We start from the raw sequence: 18,367 nt of genomic DNA on the forward strand, positions 1-18,367 counted from the left end.
CACCCATGGACTCGTTCTTCAACTCGATCCGCTCGACCGGCCTGCGCCGCGGCCCGAGGCGCATTCTCGGCGGGGTGCTCGGCGGGATCGCCGACCGCCTCGACGTGGACGTCATGTTCGTCCGGATCACCTTCATCGTGCTGTGCTTCCTCCCCGGCCCCGCCGTCCTCGCGTACCTCGTGGCGTGGTGCCTCATCCCGGACCAGAACGGCTCGATCATCCTCGAAAACCTCCTCGGCGGGCCTCGGAATGGCGGCGCAGTGCCCCCGTCCGGCGAGCAGCCCGGGCAGGGGGAACCCACGGCGTGAGCCGCGCGCGGAAGCGCTCGGCGAGGTGACAGGACGACGACGGCGGCCAGCCGTCGTCGTCCTGTTGTGGTGTGCATCACCGATAGCGCGCGGCTACAATCGGCGTGGGCTCAACGGGGCGCCTCAAGCACCACAACCCACCGACGGCCCGCCGCCCCCTTAGCGGACCGGCCGCACCAGCGGAAAGGCCCTGCATGAAGATCGGCATCCTCACCTCCGGAGGCGACTGCCCCGGCCTCAACGCAGTGATCCGTGGGGCCGTCCTCAAGGGCATCGCGGTGCACGGTCAGGAGTTCGTGGGCTTCAAGGACGGCTGGCGCGGGGTGGTCGAAGGCGACATCATCGAGATCCCCCGCACGCTGGTCCGCGGCATTGCCAAGCAGGGCGGCACGATCCTCGGGACGTCGCGCACCAACCCGTTCGAGAACGGCGGCGGCCCTGCCGTCATCAAGGGCCACATGGACCGGCTCGGCATTGACGCGATCATCGCGATCGGCGGCGAGGGAACACTCGCTGCGGCGAAGCGGCTCACCGACGCAGGCCTCAAGATCGTCGGCGTCCCCAAGACCATCGACAACGACCTCGACGCGACGGACTACACGTTCGGCTTCGACACCGCCGTCGAAATCGCAACCGAGGCGATCGACCGCCTCCGCACCACGGGCGAGTCCCACCACCGCTGCATGATCGCCGAGGTCATGGGCCGCCACGTCGGCTGGATCGCGCTCCACTCGGGCATGGCGTCCGGCGCCCACGCGATCCTCATCCCCGAACAGCGCGTGAGCATCGACCAGATCGCCGCGTGGGTCAAGCTCGCCCACGACCGCGGCCGGGCGCCGCTCGTGGTGGTCGCCGAGGGCTTCGCGACCGACACCATGGGCGAGGCGCACTCCGAGCGCGGCCTCGACACGTTCGGCCGGCCGCGCCTTGGCGGCATCGCTGAGCGGCTCGCCCCCGAGCTCGAGGCGCTCACGGGCATCGAGACCCGCGCGACCGTCCTGGGCCACATCCAGCGCGGCGGCGTCCCCACTGCGTTCGACCGCGTCCTCGCGACGCGCCTCGGCATGGCGGCGATCGACTCCGTGGTCGAGGGCCGCTGGGGCACCATGGTCTCGCTCAACGGCACGGACATTGTGCACGTGGGCTTCGAAGCGGCGCTCGGCCGGCTCAAGACGGTCCCGCAAGACCGGTACGACGAGGCCCGCGTCCTGTTCGGCTGAGGGTGGCCGGACAGGACTGGGGACGGCGGCGGGGCGACGAGGACCGCATGAACAGTGGCGCAGGCACCGGCTCGGGCCGGACGTTCCACCTCGGGAGCCGGGGCATCGTCCGGCTCGCGTGGGCGCGCCGGCTGGGGCTCCCTGACCTCGCCTTCTCGGACGACGGCGGGCGCCTCCTTGGGTGCCGCGACTCCGCCTTCTCGCTTACGGCAGTCGAGCTGTTCGGTCAGCTCGCGCTGTCCGGTCCGACTGAGCTCGTCGAGGCGGCAGCCGACCTCGCGGACGACGAGCTCCTGGCCGGCGGCGCACTCCTGCGGCTCGTAGGCCACGGCGCACACGGCCTCAGCACGGGGGTGCTCGGCTTCGTCGACGACCTCCCGGTCCTCCAACCGGACGCCGAACCGGAGGTGTCGCGCGGCAATCCCGAGGCGATCGAGCTCGAGACCCTCTGCCCGCCGGACGACGTGAGCTCCGCGGGAATCGAGCGCCGAGAACACCGCTTCACGCTCATGCTGCCCGACGGTCCGGCCGCTTGCGCCGCCTACACCGTCCGCGAGGGTCTCATCGCGGACCTCGGGGTGCTCGTGGCGCCCACGCTCCGGCGCCGCGGGCTCGGGACGCTCATGGCTAGGCTCGCGGCGCACGAGGCGCTCGCCGAGGGCTATCTCGTGCAGCTCGAGGCGCAGGCCCAGAACGTCGGAGCCCTCAAACTCGCGGACGCCCTCGGCGTGGTCCCGTCGGGACGCATCGCGTCGGTGCAGCTCCGCCACACGTAGCCCGCCACCGACGCGTCGATTGACACTTCCAAGACCCTGTAGCGTGTGTAGACAGTGGAGGTCGACCGGCAGGGGAAGCGGTGCATCTGAGCGGAGTCAGAGCCTTCGTTGCGGTGGTGAGATGTGGAAGCATGACCGACGCCGCCGCCGAGCTAGGGTTCACGCAATCGGCGATCAGCCGGCAAGTTGCCGACTTCGAACGGTACGTGGGCACGAAGGTCTTCGGGCGAGGCGCGGGAGGCATGAGGCTCAACTCGGCGGGTAGGCAGGTCTTCCCCACAGCAGTCGAGATCCTGCGCTTGGCCGATTCAATGCCTGAAGCGGCGGCCACGGCCGGATCGCAAGCGCCTGGTCCGCGGGGGCGCCGAAATGTTAGGCAATTATGACAGGTGGGCATATCACCCCCACCTCGCTTGACGGTGTTCTGGCGAGCAGCGAATATCGAGGACATACCACTCTAACGCCGCTGAAGGACTGCATCCCGAACTGCAATAGCTAGGATCGGGGCATTCATCAGATTCAGTTTGATGGTCGATGCGCGGCCGATAGCCGGCTATGCCCAAAAATGGGGGATATTTGAAGATGATGCACTCATCGGTTCCAGCGAAGAAAAAGATTCTGTCCGCTGCAGCAGCAGCAGCCTTGATCGCCGCTACCGGCACCATCGGCGCGGCAGCTCCGGCGCAGGCAAGCACGACCTCGTGCATTTCTAATATGTGCTCGTGGAAAGATGCGAATCTCGGCGGCGACCGCGGGGCCTGGGACGCGACGAGCGTCCCCTACGTGGGCGACTACTGGAACGACAGCATCTCATCGGCCAACAACCGCAATTGGAGATATCTGTACTTCTATGTCGATGCAAATTATTCCGGGCCGTGGCTACGTCTCGACCCGGGGGAAGTTGTGCTCAATTTCAACGACTACAGCTATTACCGATACGGCGGCTACTCGAGCTGGAACGATACCGTGAGCAGCTACAGCAGCTAGTCGACTGTATTCATGGAAATGGCAGATAAGCAAATAGACCCAATGGGCGGGGCGTGGGTGCTGTGAGGGGCAGGCGTCTGGTGATGATACCCGTGCTCCTCCTCTCCCTCGCGTCCTGCAGCGCGGCCCCTCGCCAGGCTGAGAATGGGCCAGTGAACATCGATCCGATCGCGACAACCGTGAACCTGGATCCGGACACCGAGCAGATCGATTTTCCGCTCGACAAGTTCATGCTCTCGATTCCGGAGATGGACAAGGTTGATCAGGCCAACAGCGCGAAAATGCAGCGGTGTCTTGCGGCCAAAGGACAGAAAATCGATCTGAGCCCTTACAACCGGCATCGAACGTTCGCCGGGGAGCGGCCTTACGGTGCCTGGAGCCTGAAGAACGCCCAAGAGCGCGGCTATGACGTGCCCGAGGGGTTCGCCAGCGGGAAGGACTTGGACCTGTCCAAGCAGGGAGAGAAGTTCAACGAGGCGTGGGACGCCTGTCTTGCCACGGCGTTGGTCTCCAAGGGCGCACCCTCCGACAAGACGGCCGAACGGCTGTTTCACCAGGCGGCGATGCTCGCTCCCCAGAGCGAGGAGTTCAAGAAGGCCGTCGGCGAGTGGAAGGACTGCCTCAAGGGCAAGGGCATCGCACTGAGAGACGCCGACTCGTGGAATCCCGACCTGTCCGCGACGAACGGTGACAAGGAGAAGATCATCCGCATCGCCGTCGGCGACGTCGAATGCAAGCAGAGCGTCTCGCTCGTCCAACGACTTGCGAATATCGAGGGTTCATATCAGACAGCGCTCGTGAAACAGAACGAAAGCCAACTGAGAGCGGAACGACAGGCCATCGACACCCTGCTCGCGAAGGCCGACGAGGCTATTCTCTCGGCGGGAGCATAACGATTGGACCAATTCCTATGACGAATACCAGGTCCTCTGATGCGGTGTCCGGCGGTCGAGGCCGCCGCATGCTGCATCCCTGGCGGATCGGCGTCTTCACGGTCGTCATGATCCTCATCCTCGTGGCATCGTTCGTCGCCGGTTCACTGGTTCGGCGCCCAGAGTCCACCGCGCTCGAGAATCGGGACACCACCGTGCCCGTGACCGCGCGAGCCGAGATGCGGGAGGTGCAGGAGGTCCTGGCCCTCAAGGGCAGCGTGGTCAGCGGGACCACGGTCCCCATCCCTGATCTCAACTCCGGGGCGTCAGGACCGACCGTCGTCACGGATATCGCAGTCGGTCCGGGCGACAGCCTCGCGCCGGGGACCTACATCGGGGCGATTGCGGGACGTCCCCAAATCGTCATCGGCGATGACGTCCCGCTGTACAGGGACCTCAAGCTGAACGACGCCGGATCAGACGTGGCACGCCTCCAGAAGGCGCTTCGGCGCATGGGCTATCAGGGTGTGCCCGTGACGGGCAGGATCGAGGCCGTGACGCTTGAGGCGGTTCGGCTGATCTACGCGAATGCCGGTCTCGAAACACCCGGAAAGACGAAGAATGACACGACCTTCCGATGGCTCGATTTCGTCCAGATACCTGGGGATTCCGGCCGTGTGGTCCAGGCCTCGGCGGTAGCGTCGCACGTCAGCCGCGACGCCCCTCTGGTCCTCGTCCAGACGAGCCCGAACACGATTGCGGCCAGGGCGCTCATCCTGCAGGCCGACCGACTGCCGCCGGGAACCCAACTCAGGCTGAAGTGGCCCAGCGGCGAGTCGTCGAGCACCGTCGAGGCTGTGAGCAGACTGCTCCCCGGCGATGCTGCCGCGACTAAGCCGCCCGGAAAAGACGTCTCGATCAAGCTCCCGGACCAGGCAGCTGGCTTGCCTCCCGGGCAAGAGGTCGACATTTCGCTTCCCACTGAGGGCAAGGCGGTCCTCGCCGTCCCCTTGATCTCGATCCAGCGCGATGCCGGCGGAGCATTCGTCGAAGTCCTCCGCAGAGCCGATGAGCCGTCGTCCACCTCAGCTTCACCGCCCGCGCCCCGCAAGGTGAAGATCACGATCAAGGCCCAGGCTGCAGGGTGGGCCGAGATCGAGGCAGACCCGAGCCTCCCGGCCGGAACTGAGGTCCGAGTTCCGTGACCAACCCCGCATCCCGGGAGGATGCAGTTCCGAACATCGGTGGTTCAGCGTCGGGAGGCGCAGGGTCCCCGCTGATCCGCGTCGAGAACCTGGCGCGACGCTTCGGCACGGCACACGCGCTGACAGATGCAACCTTCGACATCCACGAAGGCGAGTTCGTCGCGATCGTCGGACCCTCAGGCTCCGGGAAGACCACTCTCCTGAACGTCCTCGGGCTCCTCGATACCCCTACCGGCGGAACATATCTCCTCAAGGGGAAGCCAGTTGCCCAGCTTTCGGCTCGAGAACGGAACGCACTTCGCAGCCGAGAAATAGGATTCGTCTTCCAAAGCTCGTACATGATCCCCACGGAGCCCGCATACCTTGGCGCGTCGCTGGGCCTTCGGATCCAGAACGTCCCTCCGGCAGAGAGATACACGAGAGTCTCCGCGGTGTTCGACTCTCTTGGCCTTCGCCGCATCCGGCACACTCCTGCCCGGTCGCTCTCAGGAGGCGAGCGCCAACGCGTCGCCCTCGCGCGAGCGATCGTGACGCGACCCCGCATCATCCTGGCCGACGAGCCGACCGGGAACCTGGACAAGGAGAACACCCGCAAGGTCATCCAGGACCTCAAGGAGCTGTCCGGTCAGGGAACGACCGTCGTCGTCATCACCCATGACGAAGAGGTGGCAGCTGCCGCGGACCGCTGCCTCCGCCTCGTTGACGGCGCCGTCGCCGTCGCCTATCGTTCCACGAGCGCGGCACCCGGCCGGACGGGTCCGTCCGAGCGGCCCGCGTCTCCGAGCAAACGGAACGCGGTCCCCGTTCTCGACGACATCGCCGACGCCGCAAACTCGCTCACGGCTCGACCGCTGAGGAGCATTCTCCTGCTGATGGTCTTCCTTCTGGGAGCTGGCGGCCTCGTCGCGGGCGCGGGCCTTACTCACACCGCGTCGAACCAGATCGCCGAGAGGCTCACACAAGCTGCGCTCGACGAGATTCGATTCACAGATCCTTCCCTGAGGTCCGGCATGATCCCGACTCCCCAAGAAGTGGACGGGACACGCAATGCCATCAGCAGGCTCAACGGCTTCATCCAGCTGGGCGTAAGCGCATCCATCGCACCTGCAGATGCTCGTGTGAGCCGCCTCTCCGATCCCGATTCCCGCAACGGACTCTATTCCGGGGCGATCCGACTTGCTGATGCCGGGTATCTCTCGCTCATGGAGGTCCGAACCATACCGGCGAATGCAGCCCAGCTCATGGACCTGCCGGGCGGTGTGCCCGCAGCGATCATCGGCCATTCAGCCGCCGAGCGGCTGGGCGTCGCCAGAGCCGCCCCGGGCGTTCTCATCTGGGTAGGCCAAGTCCCCGTTCCAGTGGTCGGCATCGCATCCCAATCCGGCCGCGACCCGCTCGTCGACCAGCAGGTGTACCTCAACGCGGCCGCCGCGAGGCATGTTGGCAACCTCCACCCCGAATATGTCGTCAGAACCACTGATGGATTCCCAGCTGCCCTCGGCGAAGCGATTCCCAAGGCCTTGGCTCCCGGCGCACCGGCGGGCATCTCGGTTAACTCAGTTGCAGACCTCAGAAACCTGCGCTTGGGTGTGGGCGCCGAACTGGGACTGATGATCACCGGTGTATCGAGCGTGCTGCTGGTTCTCGCCGCGCTCACTGCCGCGACCGCAATGTACCTGACCGTGCAGTCCCGAATTCCCGAGATCGCCCTGCGGCGAGCACTTGGCATGAAGAAGCGCACCATCGCCTCGATCTTCATCCTCGAGGGAACCCTCATCGGCTTGGCAGGCGGGCTTGCGGGCGGGGTAGCCGGAACCCTGGCTGTCATAGCAGTCTCCGCGGCAAGCGGCTGGGAGCCGGTCTTGTCCCTGACCCTGCCTCTTGTCTCGGTTGGATCAGGGGGCGCAACAGGCGCGCTGGCCGCCCTTTACCCGGCGCTGATCGCGGCCCGAGCAGACCCGGCTTCCGCGCTCCGCTCGTGAGAGGCCCATCGCCAAACACTGAGAATATTAGGCATTCATGAGAGGTGGGCATATTTGGCCCGCCTCGCTTGACCGCCATATCGCGCATCGAGGACATTAAGGACATACCGCTCGACGCCAGGAAAAAGGCGTCGACAAACGCACAGAGGTGGGGGATATGTCAACGATTCTCAGCGTCATGCCAGCAAACCCGTGGGCGCAGATTGCCGAGCGCTCAAAGTCCCAATTCGACGCCGCGCTGGTTCGCTACGACGCCTGATTCTTGGTCTTCGTCGCGGTCATCCTCGGCATCGGCGTGGGGCTGCTCGCCGGACTCGCGATCTGGTGCGTCGTCTATCAGGGCAAGAATTTCACGGGCGCGTGGCAGTTCAAGGACTTCGGGATCAACGTCGCGTTCGAGTGCCGCTAGTCGCGCGGTCCAGCGAGGGGGCTTCGACGAGAGAGCAGGCATGCACCCAGAAGGCGGCTTCCCGCTGAACGTCCACGATGTCGGCTTCACATACACCTCGTCGAACGCCCCCGCCCTCGCCGGAGTCAACTTCTTCCTGGAGGCGGGCGAGATCGTCGGACTCGTCGGGCCGAACGGCTCGGGAAAGTCGACGCTCATCAGGCTCATCTTCAACCTCATGGAGCGCCAAGATGGGGCCATCCTCATCAATGGCCACGACCATCGCAGCGAAAGATCCCGGGCCGAAACGATCTATCTTCCAAGCGACAATGAGTTGCCCGAATTTCTCACCGGGACTGAATACCTTCAGGTTCTCACCCGCCTCTATCGCGAAATCCAGCGTGCCGACGCGAAAAGCATCGAGAGGCAGTTCGAAAAATTCGGCATGGGAGGTAGGGCAAACCATCTCATTGAAGACTATTCGCACGGGATGCAAAAGAAACTGCTGCTCAGCGGCGCCTTCCTGCTCCAGCGCCGGCTGACGGTCATCGACGAAACGCTCAACGGCATTGACCTCGATGCCGTCGAAGTGTGTAAGGCCGAGTTCCGTGACATGAGGTCCCGGGGCCAGAGCGTCCTGCTCTGCTCCCACGATTTCAGCCTGCTCGAAGACCTCGCGGACCGAGTACTCGTCCTTCGAGCCGGCAAGCTCGTCGGGGACGTTGAGGTCGGAGCCGTGCTCGAGGGCGGGGGTCGTTTGAGCCAATCAGTACGCGAGGTCCTCGAATCGGGGTATCCGGCATGAGGGCCGTCAACGTCTTCATCCTTGCTAGGCTCTTCTTCCGCTACTTCGTCCGTAAGGCACTCTCGACGGGAGTCCTCCGGACCCGACTCGCGAGGGTCCTCCTTGGCGTGGGAGTCCTCGGAGGAATCGTCCTCCTAAGCGCGGTCGCTACCGCGGCGTTTCGCGAGATGCTGCCCGGTCGACGCGAACTGTTCCTCGTCCTTCAGATCTCGACCGCCTCGGTCGTGTTCTGGACGTTCATCTCGTTCGTATTCGTCAAGGTCCTTTTCATGAAGTCGGACACCTTGGTCCGGTATACATTGCTCTTGCCCGTGAGCCACCGTGAGCGCTCCGCGGCTCTTGCGCTCTACGAATTCGTCATGGTCGGAGCGACGGTCGGTGGCCTCTTCCTGCCGATCGCCGTCGCGTCGCTCGTGAGACTCGGACCGCATGCCGTCGAGGGCCTCCTCACCGGGATCGTCATGACGGCGGCGAGCGGGTACCTCGTACTCGCCGTGGTGTACAACGTCGTGGCGCGGGCCCTCGAGGCGTTCGGCGGATCTCGGCTGACACACATCGTCTCGCTCTCGCTCATGGCCAGCATGGCGCTTTGGTACAACGGCACGTCCATTGACCTCATCCGACAGATGAGCACCGACTATCTCCGTGGGCGTATCGAGTTTCACGTCGTGAATCTCTTCCCCTACCTCCATGAGCGAATGAGCTGGCTCGCGGCGGTCTCGGCGTTTCTCGCCCTGATTGCCGTGACGGTCACGCTTGCCGCCGTGACCTCGCCCACCAGATTCCCCCTTCGCCGTCGCTTCGTCGGAACAGCGGTGCCGCTCCGAGGCACGCGCCTCTGGCCAACGGTCACGGCGCTAGTTCGACGATCCGAATGGTGGGTCTCGGTCGCCGTGGCGTACGTACTCGCGGCCATGCTCTGGCTGGCAGGCAACACAGGATTCGTCTACGCGGCGATGATCCCAGTGTCCCAGGGCATCTACGTGTACGCCGCCACGAATCCGCTCCGGCTCATGCCCGGATATGCGAGATCCGCAGGTTCCGAGGTATGGCATATGCTCGCAGGGCAGACGATCGCGACGGCCGTCCCTGCCGTGCCGATCGTGCTGCTCGCCATGGCGCGGCCTGACGCCTGGGGGAGTGTCCGATTGCTGGCCATGGCACTCGTCAGCAGCGTGATCCTGACAACGCTCATCGCGTTGGTGTTCGTCGCGGAGAACGACAGTCCACTCGTGGTGTTTACGGGCTACGCGGTGTGTTTCGTGGCGTTTGCCTCGATCGCCGTCATGGTGGGCGTACTTCAAATACCGGGTCCGTGGCTCTGGATCGGCGCCGCGTGCTCCCAAGTCCTCGCCGTCGCATACTCGGTTGTCGGCATGAAGCACCTCATGAGGAGGAGGCGCCATGAGGCGATTGTTCCAAGCGGTTAATGCCGTGGTGTTCGGGTTCCTCGGAACTCTCGTGATCTCGACCATAGCAATCATCGTCGCTATGTTCTCCACCCGCGAGTCTGGCCACCGGTCACTCGGCCCCTTCGGTGGCGTCTATTTCGAGGCCATCGATCGCGCCGATGGTGTGACGTCCATGGAGGTCGGCGTCGAGAACTGGACCGTCATCGTGGTGCTGTGGCTTGTGCTCTCAGCGCTGGCCTTTGTCTCGATCCTCATCTTCGGCTGGCTTCGTCTCTATCGGCAGGCCCTGATCGACAAAGGGCCCGGCGTCACGTGACCTCGTGGTAATCGGGACGCTCCGCTTCGGGGCTTTGCTGTTTCTCAGATACAGCTGGGTTCTCGCCGCCCCCGCGGCGTTCGGGGCGACGGCCGTCTGCCTCGGTGTGTTCTACGGGGCGTGGGGCGTGGTTCCCCTCGCGTGGGGTGCGCTGCTCCACGCCTCGGTCGGATTGCTCGGATCGTACGTCGCCCACGAATGCGGCCACTTTGCGGCGCTCAGTCTGTGCCGGGGCGTAACGACCGTCAAAGTCGAGGCCACACTCCTTCGGACCTCGCTCAAGCCGGAAGGCGAGATCACGGCGCGGGAGTCGCTCGTCCTCGCCCTCGCCGGTCCACTCGGCTGCCTGATCCTGGGCGCCGCAGCGTGGGCGGCCGTTCCGCAGTCCGGTGTCGCCTGGTGGTACCTCGCGCACCTCGCACTGCTCGCACCGTGCTTCGGTGACGGGCGGGCGGTGGTCGCGGCCGTTCGCCGGATCAGTGCCCGAACGTCTCCGGGTCTGCAGCCGCGGGGCCCGTCCCGTTGAGACGATCGAGCGCGGCGAGCTCCTCGCGCGTGAGGTCGAAGCCGAACACGTCGAGATTCTCGGCGAGCCGCTGCGGCGAGGCCGACTTGGGGATCGCGACGAGACCCTGCTGCGTGTGCCAGCGGAGCACGGCCTGCGCGGGCGTCACCCCGTGCGCCTCCGCGACGGCCACGACGGCGGGCTCCGCGAGGAGGTCCCTGCCCTGGCCGATCGGGCTGTACGACTCGGTCACGATCGCGTGCCCGAAGTGATACGCACGCGCGGCCTGCTGAGTCCAGTACGGGCTCAGCTGAATCTGATCGACGTCCGGGCCGACTCCGGTCGCCGCGATGATCGCGTCGAGGTGGGCCGGCGTGAAGTTGGAGACGCCGACGGAGCGGACCTTCCCTTCTTCGCGGAGGGCCAGGAGCCCATCCCACGCCTCGACGTACGTGCCCTGGTCCGGGTTCGGCCAATGAACAAGGAACAGGTCGAGGTAGTCGACCCCCAGCCGGCGCACGCTGCGCTCCCACGCCTCCCGCACGCCCGCGACGCTATGCCATTCCCGGTTGAATTTGGTGGTCACGAAGACGTCCTCGCGCGGCACGCCCGAGCGGCGGAGGCCCTCCCCCACACCCTCTTCGTTCCCGTAGTTCTCGGCCGTGTCCACGTGCCGGTACCCGAGTTCGAGCGCGGTGGCGATGACCTCCGCCGCCTGCACATTGTCGAGCGGCCACGTCCCGAGCCCGATTTGCGGGATGCTGTGGCCGGACGAGAGGGGAATGCGCGGGGCGGCAGTCATGCCCCCAGCCTATGGGCGCTCGGCCTCGACGGGCGAGCCCTTGCGGGAGCCGGCCGGGGCGGGCCTGCTGGGCGCGGGGCGCACCTTGACGAAGAAGAAGGCCACAACCAAGCCGATCAGCACGATCGCCGCGGGGAGCAGGACCGACTGGGACATCGCGGTCGTGAACCCGCTCTGCAGGATCGCCGGAAGTTGTCCCGCGGCAAGCGCGCTCGTGCTCTGGCCGCCCCCGCCCGGGCGGGCCGGGAGGTCGTCCGCGAGGCGTGCCTGCATGAACGCCGCGATCGCGGCGCTCCCGAGCACGGAACCGATCTGGCGCGTCGTGTTGTAGATGCCAGAGCCCGCACCCGCGAGCTGCGGCGGGAGGTTGCGGGTCGCGAGCGTTGCCAGCGGGCCCCAGAGGCCCGCGTTGGCAAGGCCCAGCACGGCGCCCGGAATGAGCAGCACCGCAAGGTTCTGATCCGGCGTCAGAAGCACCGAGTAGAGCCAGAGCGAAAGCGCGAACAGGAACATGCCGCCGATGTTCATGGCCTTCGCGTGGCCACGGTCCACAAACTTCCCCGCCACCGGCGCGAGGCCGCCCGAGAGGACCGCCATCGGGATCATCATGAGGGCCGACTGCGTCGGGGTCATGCCCCGCACGAGCTGGTAGTAGAAGATCGTCGGGAGGCCGAAAGAGGTCACCGCGAAGCCCACGGTCGAGATGCCGAGGTTCGCGAGCGAGAAGTTGCGGTCACGGAACAGGCGTAGCGGAACGAGCGGCTCTGCCTTGTTGATCGCCTGCCAGACCACGAAGAGCGCCATGACGACGATGCCCGCGATGATGATCCCCCACACCGTGATGGGCCCCGTGATGGTGCCCCACGAATACGTCTGGCCTTCCTGGATGCCGAAGACGATGAGGAACATCGCGACGCCGCTCAGCGCGACGCCGAGCCAGTCGAAGCGGTGCGAGTGGGTGGTGAGCTTCGGGACGAGACGCATCGCGAGGAAGAAGCCGACGATGCCGACCGGGACGTTGATGAAGAAGACCCACTCCCAGCCGAAGCCGTCAACGAGGAGGCCGCCGAGGATCGGGCCGACGAGCATCGCGACGCCCGCGGTCGAGCCCCAGATGCTCATGGCCGCGCCACGGCGCTCGGGCGGGAAGATGCGCGTGATGACGGCCATGGTCTGCGGCGTCATGAGGCCCGCGCCGAGGCCCTGGACCACGCGGGCCGCGATGAGGGACGTGACGCTCCCGGAGAGGCCGCACCACAGCGAGGCGAGCGTGAAGATCACGAGGCCCATGAGGTACATGTTCTTGGGGCCGAAGCGATCGCCGAGGCGCCCCGTGATGAGGAGGGGCACGACGTACGCGAGGAGATACGCGCTCGTGACCCAGATGACCTCATTGATGTCCGCGCCGATGCCGCGCATGATCGCGGGGTTTGCCACCGACACGATGGTCGTGTCGATGAGGATCATGAAGAAGCCGATGACGAGGGACCAGAGGGCGGCCCACGGCCGCTCGATTCTTTCCACCGAACAAGAGTCTCACTTCCTGCGGACAGCAGACGTCCGCAGGTGTTCGCCCGCCGCGATCAGAGACCGAGATCACACGTCGAAGCGTGCGAGCATCTCCTGGCGGCCGAACATCCGGGCCGCCTCGCGCGCGGACGGAGTGCCCGCGTCCGGATCGGCGCCGAGTTCGAGGAGGGCCTCGACGACGTCCCCGTAGCCCTTGAACACGGCGCCCGCGAGCGGAGTCTGGCCGCGGTCGTTCGCGGCCGCGACGTCCGCGCCGTGGTCGCCGAGCAGCCGCACCACTCCGGCGTGCCCGTGGTAGGCGGCGAGCATCACGAGCGAGTCCCCCGCCTGGTTCGCGAGCGACGACGGCGCCCCCGCCTCGAGATAGGCCTTGAGTGTGGGCTCGTCCCCGGCTCGCGAGGCCTCGAACAGCCGCGAGGCGAGCTCGACGACGTCGTCGTCCGGCGCCCCCGATGCGGAGGGCTGGGGCTGGTCGGTCACGGTGTCCTCCTTGGTGGCTGCCTAGTCAGTGTGAGCCGCGCAGGAGCCCGGTGGGCCGGTGGACCACCTGCCCGGCCTCGGGCGCGACGATCGTCTCCTGGGCCGCGGCGTAGACCTCGCCCTCCGCCTCGCCGCGCACGGTGAGTGCGGCGTCCGCGGGGGTGCTGCGCTTGACGACCGCGAGCGCGATCGGGCCCATCTCGTAGTGGAGCGCCGCGGAGGTGACGCGGCCCACCTGCTTCTCGCCGCCGTCGTCCGTGGCGACGAAGACCGGGCTGCCGGGCGCGGGGAGCGTGTGCGTGGAGCCGTCGAGCTGGAGCATGACGAGCCGCCGCGGTGGGTGCCCGAGGTTGTGGACTCGCGCGACGGTCTCCTGGCCCTTGTAGCAGCCCTTTGCGAGATGAACGGCCGTGCGCAGGAGATCCAGCTCATGCGGGATCACCTTGTCGTCCGTCTCGAAGCCGACGCGCGGGCGCCACGCGGCGATGCGGAGCGCCTCCGCGGCCATCGATCCAGCGAGGCCGACTCCGGCCGCATCGAGAGCGGCCGCGGCGTCGCCGAGGCGGTCGGCCGCGACGAGGTGCTCGACCCACGGGCGATCGAGGCCCGGATGCCGGTCCTCGGCGACCGCCGCGTAGCTGAAGCCGCCCGGAGCGACGTGCGGCCAGGGGTCGCGCCACACGGGCGCGGCGCTCTCGAGTGCCGCGAGCTCGCCGAGCTCGCGCACCGCGCCGAGCACGCCCCACGCGTCGCTCACGTCCGCGACCTCGACGCGCAGCATGAAGCGCATGGAATTGAGCCACGCGGCGAGGCCCCCCGCCTCGGCCGCCTCGACGAGCAGCCACGCCGTCGCGCCGTCGTCGACGATCCGCGCGTCGTACTCGATCCGGCCCTGGATGCTCAGGAGCAGGAGCTCGGCGGACTCCCCCGGGCCGAGGCCGGACACCTGCTGCGAGGAGAGCGTGGTGAGCCACGTGAGGCGGTCGGGGCCCGTGACGGTGACCACGCCGCGGAAGGAAAGGTCGACGGCGGCGCGTCCCTCCGCGAGGGCGCGCTGCTCGCGCACGGGGTCGCCGTAGTGCGCGGCGACGCCGGCGTCGGCGCCCGCCGCCGCAACTGCGCCGGGGCGTGAAAGGAGGGGCGAGGAGAAGGTCATGCCTTGTTCAACGTTTCGGGGACCGTTTTCAGTCCGCGCGTTTCGGTCCGCGCGCTCATTCCGCGCGTCGCTGCGGAATCTCGGGCTGCGCCACGCGCTTGAGGATCGCCGAGGCGTGCGGAGCGAGCGGCGTGCCTCCCGACGCGACGTCCCAGCGCCAGAACAGGTCGCCGTTGACAAGGCCGAAGATCCGCGTCGCCGCCGAGTAGTTGCGGCTGTTGGCCCCTCGCATCACGGCGTCGGTGCTGAGCTGGATCTGCGGGCCGCGGATCTGCCCGTAGTACAGCTCGGCGATGCCGCCCGGGTGGAGGATCGTCACGGTGATGTCGAACCCGCCGTCAGCGTTTCGGAGCCGCTCGACCTCGTCCGCCGACTTGTACGCGGGAACGATGTCCGCTGGCGTGAGCCCCGGGCCGCCATCGGCATCCAGGAGCGGGCGGTCGAGCTGCCAGAAGCCTGTCTCGACGGAGAGCGGTCGGAGCCGCACGCCGTTCTCGTCGCAGAGCCAGCTTTCGGCCGTGTATTCGAGATACGGGAACCCGTGGTGGTGGAATGTGACGCGCTGGCCGAAGTGATCGTCACCTTCCTCGCCCGGGCCGAGACGCCCCTGGCCTTCCCACTCCCCGATGAGCCACGACAGCGGGACCAGTTCGGGAGTGAGTCCCGTGGGGATCTCAATGGGCACAGGAGGGCTCCGGCAGCGTCAGCGCTGGCCGCGGAAGAGGCCGAGAATCGCGTAGACGGCGAACCACGCCATCGAGATGCCGGCAATCACGAGGAGGACAAGGAAGAGAATTTCCCATGCAAGAACAGACATAGCGCCATCGTAGCGCCTCGGCGGTGGCCGCCCACCCGCGTGACGGCGGGGGTCCCGCCCTCAGTGGAGCAGCAGTTTGTCGATGAAGTACGCGATCGAGCCCACCGCGAGGACCGGGGCGAGAGCCAGCGCGACGAGCCCTGCCGGGGGCATGGGGTGGGACCGGATTCGGTTGAGCCTGCGGACCGCCGCGAGCACCGCGCCGATCAGCACGCCCGCCGCTGTGGCCGGAATCACCGCGATGTCCGTCAGGACGAGCGCCGCGAGCGGCGCGGCGAGGCCCGCGAAGACGATCGCGAACGGGGCAACGATCGTGTCCGGCCAATTGATGGCCCCAACCAGAAGCGCGACGGCCGTGCTGATCCCTGCTACGAGCAGCATGGAGCCCGTGCCGGTGAAGCGGGCCGTGGCGATCCACCCCGCGCCGAGGGAGCAGAGCAACACGCCCGAGCTGGCCCCGAGTGTCGATTCGAGACGGTGCGTCTGGCCCGTGCCGCGGATGAGTTGGACGACAATCACTGCCATGACACCGAGTGCCATCGCGGCCGGCGTCCACATGAGGAACTCGGGACCGTTGACCACCGCGGCAGAGATTCCGGCCGCCGCGCCCGCGAGCGCGAGGATCGTCCCATTGGTCTTTTTCGCGGGGATTCCGAGGAAATGAGGCCATCCGAAGCCGGCCGCGACGGCGAGGACGACGGCGACCGCGGCCTGGGCGAAAGGCCCACCGAGGCTCGAGACGACGAGGGCCGCCGTGCCGGCCACTCCGATGCCCGCAGCGGCCGCGCCTCCGATCCACGTCTTCACGCTGCCATCCTTCCATAGGCTCACCCGTATAATCGTCCGCATAGGTACGACCTGCCCGACGTTGTGCAGCCTGCTCTTCGGGAGGAACTATGTCGCACATCTTGCTGCTGACCAACAGCCGAGGCTCCTCGGTCGAAGTCCTTCCTGCCCTCGAACTTCTGAACCATCAGGTTCACATCTTGGCCGCCGAGCCGACCGCGCTGCTCGACGCGGATCCCGCCGACGTCGTGTTCCTCGACGCGCGCAAGGACCTCGTGGGGGCCCGCTCCCTCACCCAGCTGCTCAAGGCGACGGGGCTCAGCTCACCCCTCCTGCTCATCCTCACCGAGGGCGGCATGGCCGCCGTCTCCTCCGCATGGGCGGTCGACGACATCGTGCTCGAGTCCGCAGGGCCCGCCGAGATCGAGGCGCGCATCCGGCTCGCGATGTCGCGGACCTCGCACGTCGAGGAGCCCGACACGGAGATCCGGGCAGCCGGCGTCGTGATCGACGAAGCGAGCTACACGGCGCGGGTGAACGGCGAGGCGCTCAACCTCACGTTCAAGGAGTTCGAGCTGCTCAAGTACCTCGCCCAGCATCCCGGGCGCGTCTTCACGCGCCAGCAGCTCCTGACCGAGGTGTGGGGCTACGACTACTACGGCGGCACCCGCACGGTCGACGTGCACGTCCGGCGCCTCCGCGCCAAGCTCGGGCCCGACCACGAGGGGCTCATCGGAACCGTCCGGAACGTGGGCTACCGGCTCACGCTGACTCGTCTCAGCGAGGACGAGCTCAGCGAGGCCTAGGCCACTCCGCCGAGGAACGGCCCCGAACGCGACGAGGCCCCGCACCGAAACGGTGCGGGGCCTCGCCTGTGGTGGAGGACATACGGGTCGAACGTATCGAGGCCACCCCACTGGTGGATCCCCCTCGGAGCGGCTCAGCCGCGGTCATCTACTCTACACGCGGCCCTCTCGGGCGGGCAAACCGCCCACACCGCGTGCGCATTCGCTAGCCTTGCTTCATGACGAGCGCTTATCCCCAGGACTGGCCCGCCACCGTCGTCGAAGGCCGCGTTCCACGGGCCCTGTGGGTGGAGATCGAATCCCTGCTCGCCGCCGCGGAAGATTCAGACGGCAACCCGTCCCTCTCGGAACAGACCACGGTGCTCCTGCGCTCGCCCGAGACCCGCTCCGAGGAGATCGTGACGATCGCGGTCCACGCGCTCGACGACACGTCCGGCTCGCCCGCCCCCGAGGACCTCGCGGGTGTAGCCGTCATCGCGTTCCAGCCGGACGGCGCCGGCGTCGTCGAACTCGCCGTGCACCCCACGTACCGGAACCAGGGCGTCGGGGTGCGGCTCGTCGAGGCGATCAAGGAGCTGCGTGGCCCCTCGGGGCGCGAAGGCCTCACAGCGTGGTCCCACGGCAATCACGAGGCCGCGGCCGAGCTCGCGGCGCTCTACGGCTACGTGCCGCTGCGCGAGCTCTGGAAGATGGTGCTCGTGCGCCACGCGGACGGTCCGGCCCCAGTGCTGCCGCCGGGCGTCACGATCCGCACCTTCGAGCCCGGCCTCGACGAGGACGCCTGGCTCGCCGCGAACCACGCGGCGTTCGCCCACCATCCCGAGCAGGGCGCGCTGCGCCGCAGCGACCTCGAAGCGCGCATGAGCGAGCCGTGGTTCGACGCGGCCGGCTTCTTCCTCGCGGTCGACGACGACGGCAGGATCCTCGGCTTCCACTGGACGAAGGTGCACCCGGCCCACGGCGAACACAAGGCCCTCGGCGAGGTCTACGCGGTGGGCGTCGACCCGTCCGCGCAGGGCAAGGGCCTGGGTCTCGCGCTCACGCGCGCGGGCATCGACTACCTGCACGGGAAGGGCCTCAAGACGGTCATGCTGTACACAGACGCGGACAACTCGGCCGCCGTCGCCCTCTATCGGAAGCTCGGCTTCACGCTGTGGGACAAGGACGTGCTCTACGGGCCCGCGGCGTCAGTGAACGCCGAGTAGGCTGGACCG

General features: G+C 67.2%; 21 protein-coding genes. 15 read left to right on the plus strand and 6 right to left on the minus strand.

What is annotated here, in order from left to right:
- Positions 1-5: 5 nt before the first annotated feature.
- The 13 genes from ACOKR1_RS16015 (at position 6) to ACOKR1_RS16075 (ending at position 10,797) form a co-directional block, all read left to right on the plus strand.
- A complete protein-coding gene (locus ACOKR1_RS16015; RefSeq protein WP_422933930.1) occupies positions 6-308 on the plus strand; it encodes a PspC domain-containing protein in 303 nt (100 codons plus the stop codon).
- 194 nt (positions 309-502) lie between these two features.
- Positions 503-1,528: a 6-phosphofructokinase gene (locus tag ACOKR1_RS16020; RefSeq protein ID WP_422933931.1), complete on the plus strand. Its 1,026-nt coding sequence runs from the start codon at positions 503-505 to the stop codon at positions 1,526-1,528.
- 47 nt (positions 1,529-1,575) lie between these two features.
- A complete protein-coding gene (locus ACOKR1_RS16025) occupies positions 1,576-2,304 on the plus strand; it encodes a GNAT family N-acetyltransferase (protein ID WP_422933932.1) in 729 nt (242 codons plus the stop codon).
- An 80-nt stretch (positions 2,305-2,384) separates the two neighbouring features.
- A complete protein-coding gene (locus tag ACOKR1_RS16030) occupies positions 2,385-2,690 on the plus strand; it encodes a LysR family transcriptional regulator (RefSeq protein WP_422933933.1) in 306 nt (101 codons plus the stop codon).
- Between the two features lie 196 nt (positions 2,691-2,886).
- A complete protein-coding gene (locus ACOKR1_RS16035) occupies positions 2,887-3,291 on the plus strand; it encodes a peptidase inhibitor family I36 protein (protein WP_422933934.1) in 405 nt (134 codons plus the stop codon).
- Positions 3,292-3,443: 152 nt separating this feature from the next.
- Positions 3,444-4,184: a hypothetical protein gene (locus tag ACOKR1_RS16040; RefSeq protein WP_422933935.1), complete on the plus strand. Its 741-nt coding sequence runs from the start codon at positions 3,444-3,446 to the stop codon at positions 4,182-4,184.
- A 68-nt stretch (positions 4,185-4,252) separates the two neighbouring features.
- Positions 4,253-5,368: a peptidoglycan-binding domain-containing protein gene (locus ACOKR1_RS16045; protein WP_422933936.1), complete on the plus strand. Its 1,116-nt coding sequence runs from the start codon at positions 4,253-4,255 to the stop codon at positions 5,366-5,368.
- On the plus strand, positions 5,365-7,350 hold the full coding sequence (locus ACOKR1_RS16050; RefSeq protein WP_422933937.1) for an ATP-binding cassette domain-containing protein: 1,986 nt from the start codon (positions 5,365-5,367) through the stop codon (positions 7,348-7,350). The genes ACOKR1_RS16045 and ACOKR1_RS16050 overlap by 4 nt, the downstream gene beginning before the upstream one ends.
- 262 nt (positions 7,351-7,612) lie before the next feature.
- Positions 7,613-7,759, plus strand: a complete 147-nt coding sequence (locus ACOKR1_RS16055; protein ID WP_422933938.1) for a hypothetical protein — start codon at positions 7,613-7,615, stop codon at positions 7,757-7,759.
- 40 nt (positions 7,760-7,799) lie between these two features.
- Positions 7,800-8,543, plus strand: coding sequence for an ATP-binding cassette domain-containing protein (locus tag ACOKR1_RS16060; RefSeq protein ID WP_422933939.1), 744 nt, complete (start codon positions 7,800-7,802; stop codon positions 8,541-8,543).
- Positions 8,540-9,973, plus strand: coding sequence for a hypothetical protein (locus tag ACOKR1_RS16065; protein ID WP_422933940.1), 1,434 nt, complete (start codon positions 8,540-8,542; stop codon positions 9,971-9,973). The genes ACOKR1_RS16060 and ACOKR1_RS16065 overlap by 4 nt, the downstream gene beginning before the upstream one ends.
- On the plus strand, positions 9,948-10,271 hold the full coding sequence (locus ACOKR1_RS16070; protein WP_422933941.1) for a hypothetical protein: 324 nt from the start codon (positions 9,948-9,950) through the stop codon (positions 10,269-10,271). Before ACOKR1_RS16065 ends, ACOKR1_RS16070 begins: the two co-directional genes overlap by 26 nt.
- Before the next feature lie 34 nt (positions 10,272-10,305).
- Positions 10,306-10,797 (plus strand): hypothetical protein, encoded by a 492-nt coding sequence (locus ACOKR1_RS16075; protein ID WP_422933942.1) that lies wholly within the window; start codon positions 10,306-10,308, stop codon positions 10,795-10,797.
- Here the strand turns inward: ACOKR1_RS16075 and ACOKR1_RS16080 are convergent.
- The 6 genes from ACOKR1_RS16080 to ACOKR1_RS16105 form a co-directional block, all read right to left on the minus strand.
- Positions 10,748-11,578, minus strand: a complete 831-nt coding sequence (locus tag ACOKR1_RS16080) for an aldo/keto reductase (RefSeq protein WP_422933943.1) — start codon at positions 11,576-11,578, stop codon at positions 10,748-10,750. The genes ACOKR1_RS16075 and ACOKR1_RS16080 overlap by 50 nt on opposite strands.
- Positions 11,579-11,587: 9 nt before the next feature.
- The gene (locus ACOKR1_RS16085) at positions 11,588-13,102 is read right to left on the minus strand and encodes an MDR family MFS transporter (protein ID WP_422933944.1); all 1,515 of its coding nucleotides are present in this window, start codon (positions 13,100-13,102) and stop codon (positions 11,588-11,590) included.
- A 72-nt stretch (positions 13,103-13,174) separates the two neighbouring features.
- Positions 13,175-13,588: an ankyrin repeat domain-containing protein gene (locus ACOKR1_RS16090; protein WP_422933945.1), complete on the minus strand. Its 414-nt coding sequence runs from the start codon at positions 13,586-13,588 to the stop codon at positions 13,175-13,177.
- A 25-nt stretch (positions 13,589-13,613) separates the two neighbouring features.
- Positions 13,614-14,744, minus strand: a complete 1,131-nt coding sequence (locus ACOKR1_RS16095) for a YgfZ/GcvT domain-containing protein (protein ID WP_422933946.1) — start codon at positions 14,742-14,744, stop codon at positions 13,614-13,616.
- A gap of 55 nt (positions 14,745-14,799) precedes the next feature.
- Entirely contained in the window at positions 14,800-15,429 is a 630-nt protein-coding gene (locus tag ACOKR1_RS16100; RefSeq protein WP_415855334.1) for an FABP family protein, read from the minus strand.
- A 192-nt stretch (positions 15,430-15,621) separates the two neighbouring features.
- Entirely contained in the window at positions 15,622-16,368 is a 747-nt protein-coding gene (locus ACOKR1_RS16105) for a permease (RefSeq protein ID WP_422933947.1), read from the minus strand.
- Between the two features lie 89 nt (positions 16,369-16,457).
- Between ACOKR1_RS16105 and ACOKR1_RS16110 the strand changes: the two genes are divergently transcribed.
- Both ACOKR1_RS16110 and mshD read left to right on the plus strand, forming a co-directional pair.
- Positions 16,458-17,153, plus strand: a complete 696-nt coding sequence (locus tag ACOKR1_RS16110) for a winged helix-turn-helix transcriptional regulator (protein WP_422933948.1) — start codon at positions 16,458-16,460, stop codon at positions 17,151-17,153.
- A gap of 218 nt (positions 17,154-17,371) precedes the next feature.
- Positions 17,372-18,358, plus strand: a complete 987-nt coding sequence (mshD, locus tag ACOKR1_RS16115; RefSeq protein WP_422933949.1) for a mycothiol synthase — start codon at positions 17,372-17,374, stop codon at positions 18,356-18,358.
- The last annotated feature ends 9 nt before the right edge of the window (positions 18,359-18,367 follow it).

The sequence above is a fragment of the Sinomonas sp. P47F7 genome, assembly GCF_049332655.1.
Lineage (GTDB): Bacteria > Actinomycetota > Actinomycetes > Actinomycetales > Micrococcaceae > Sinomonas.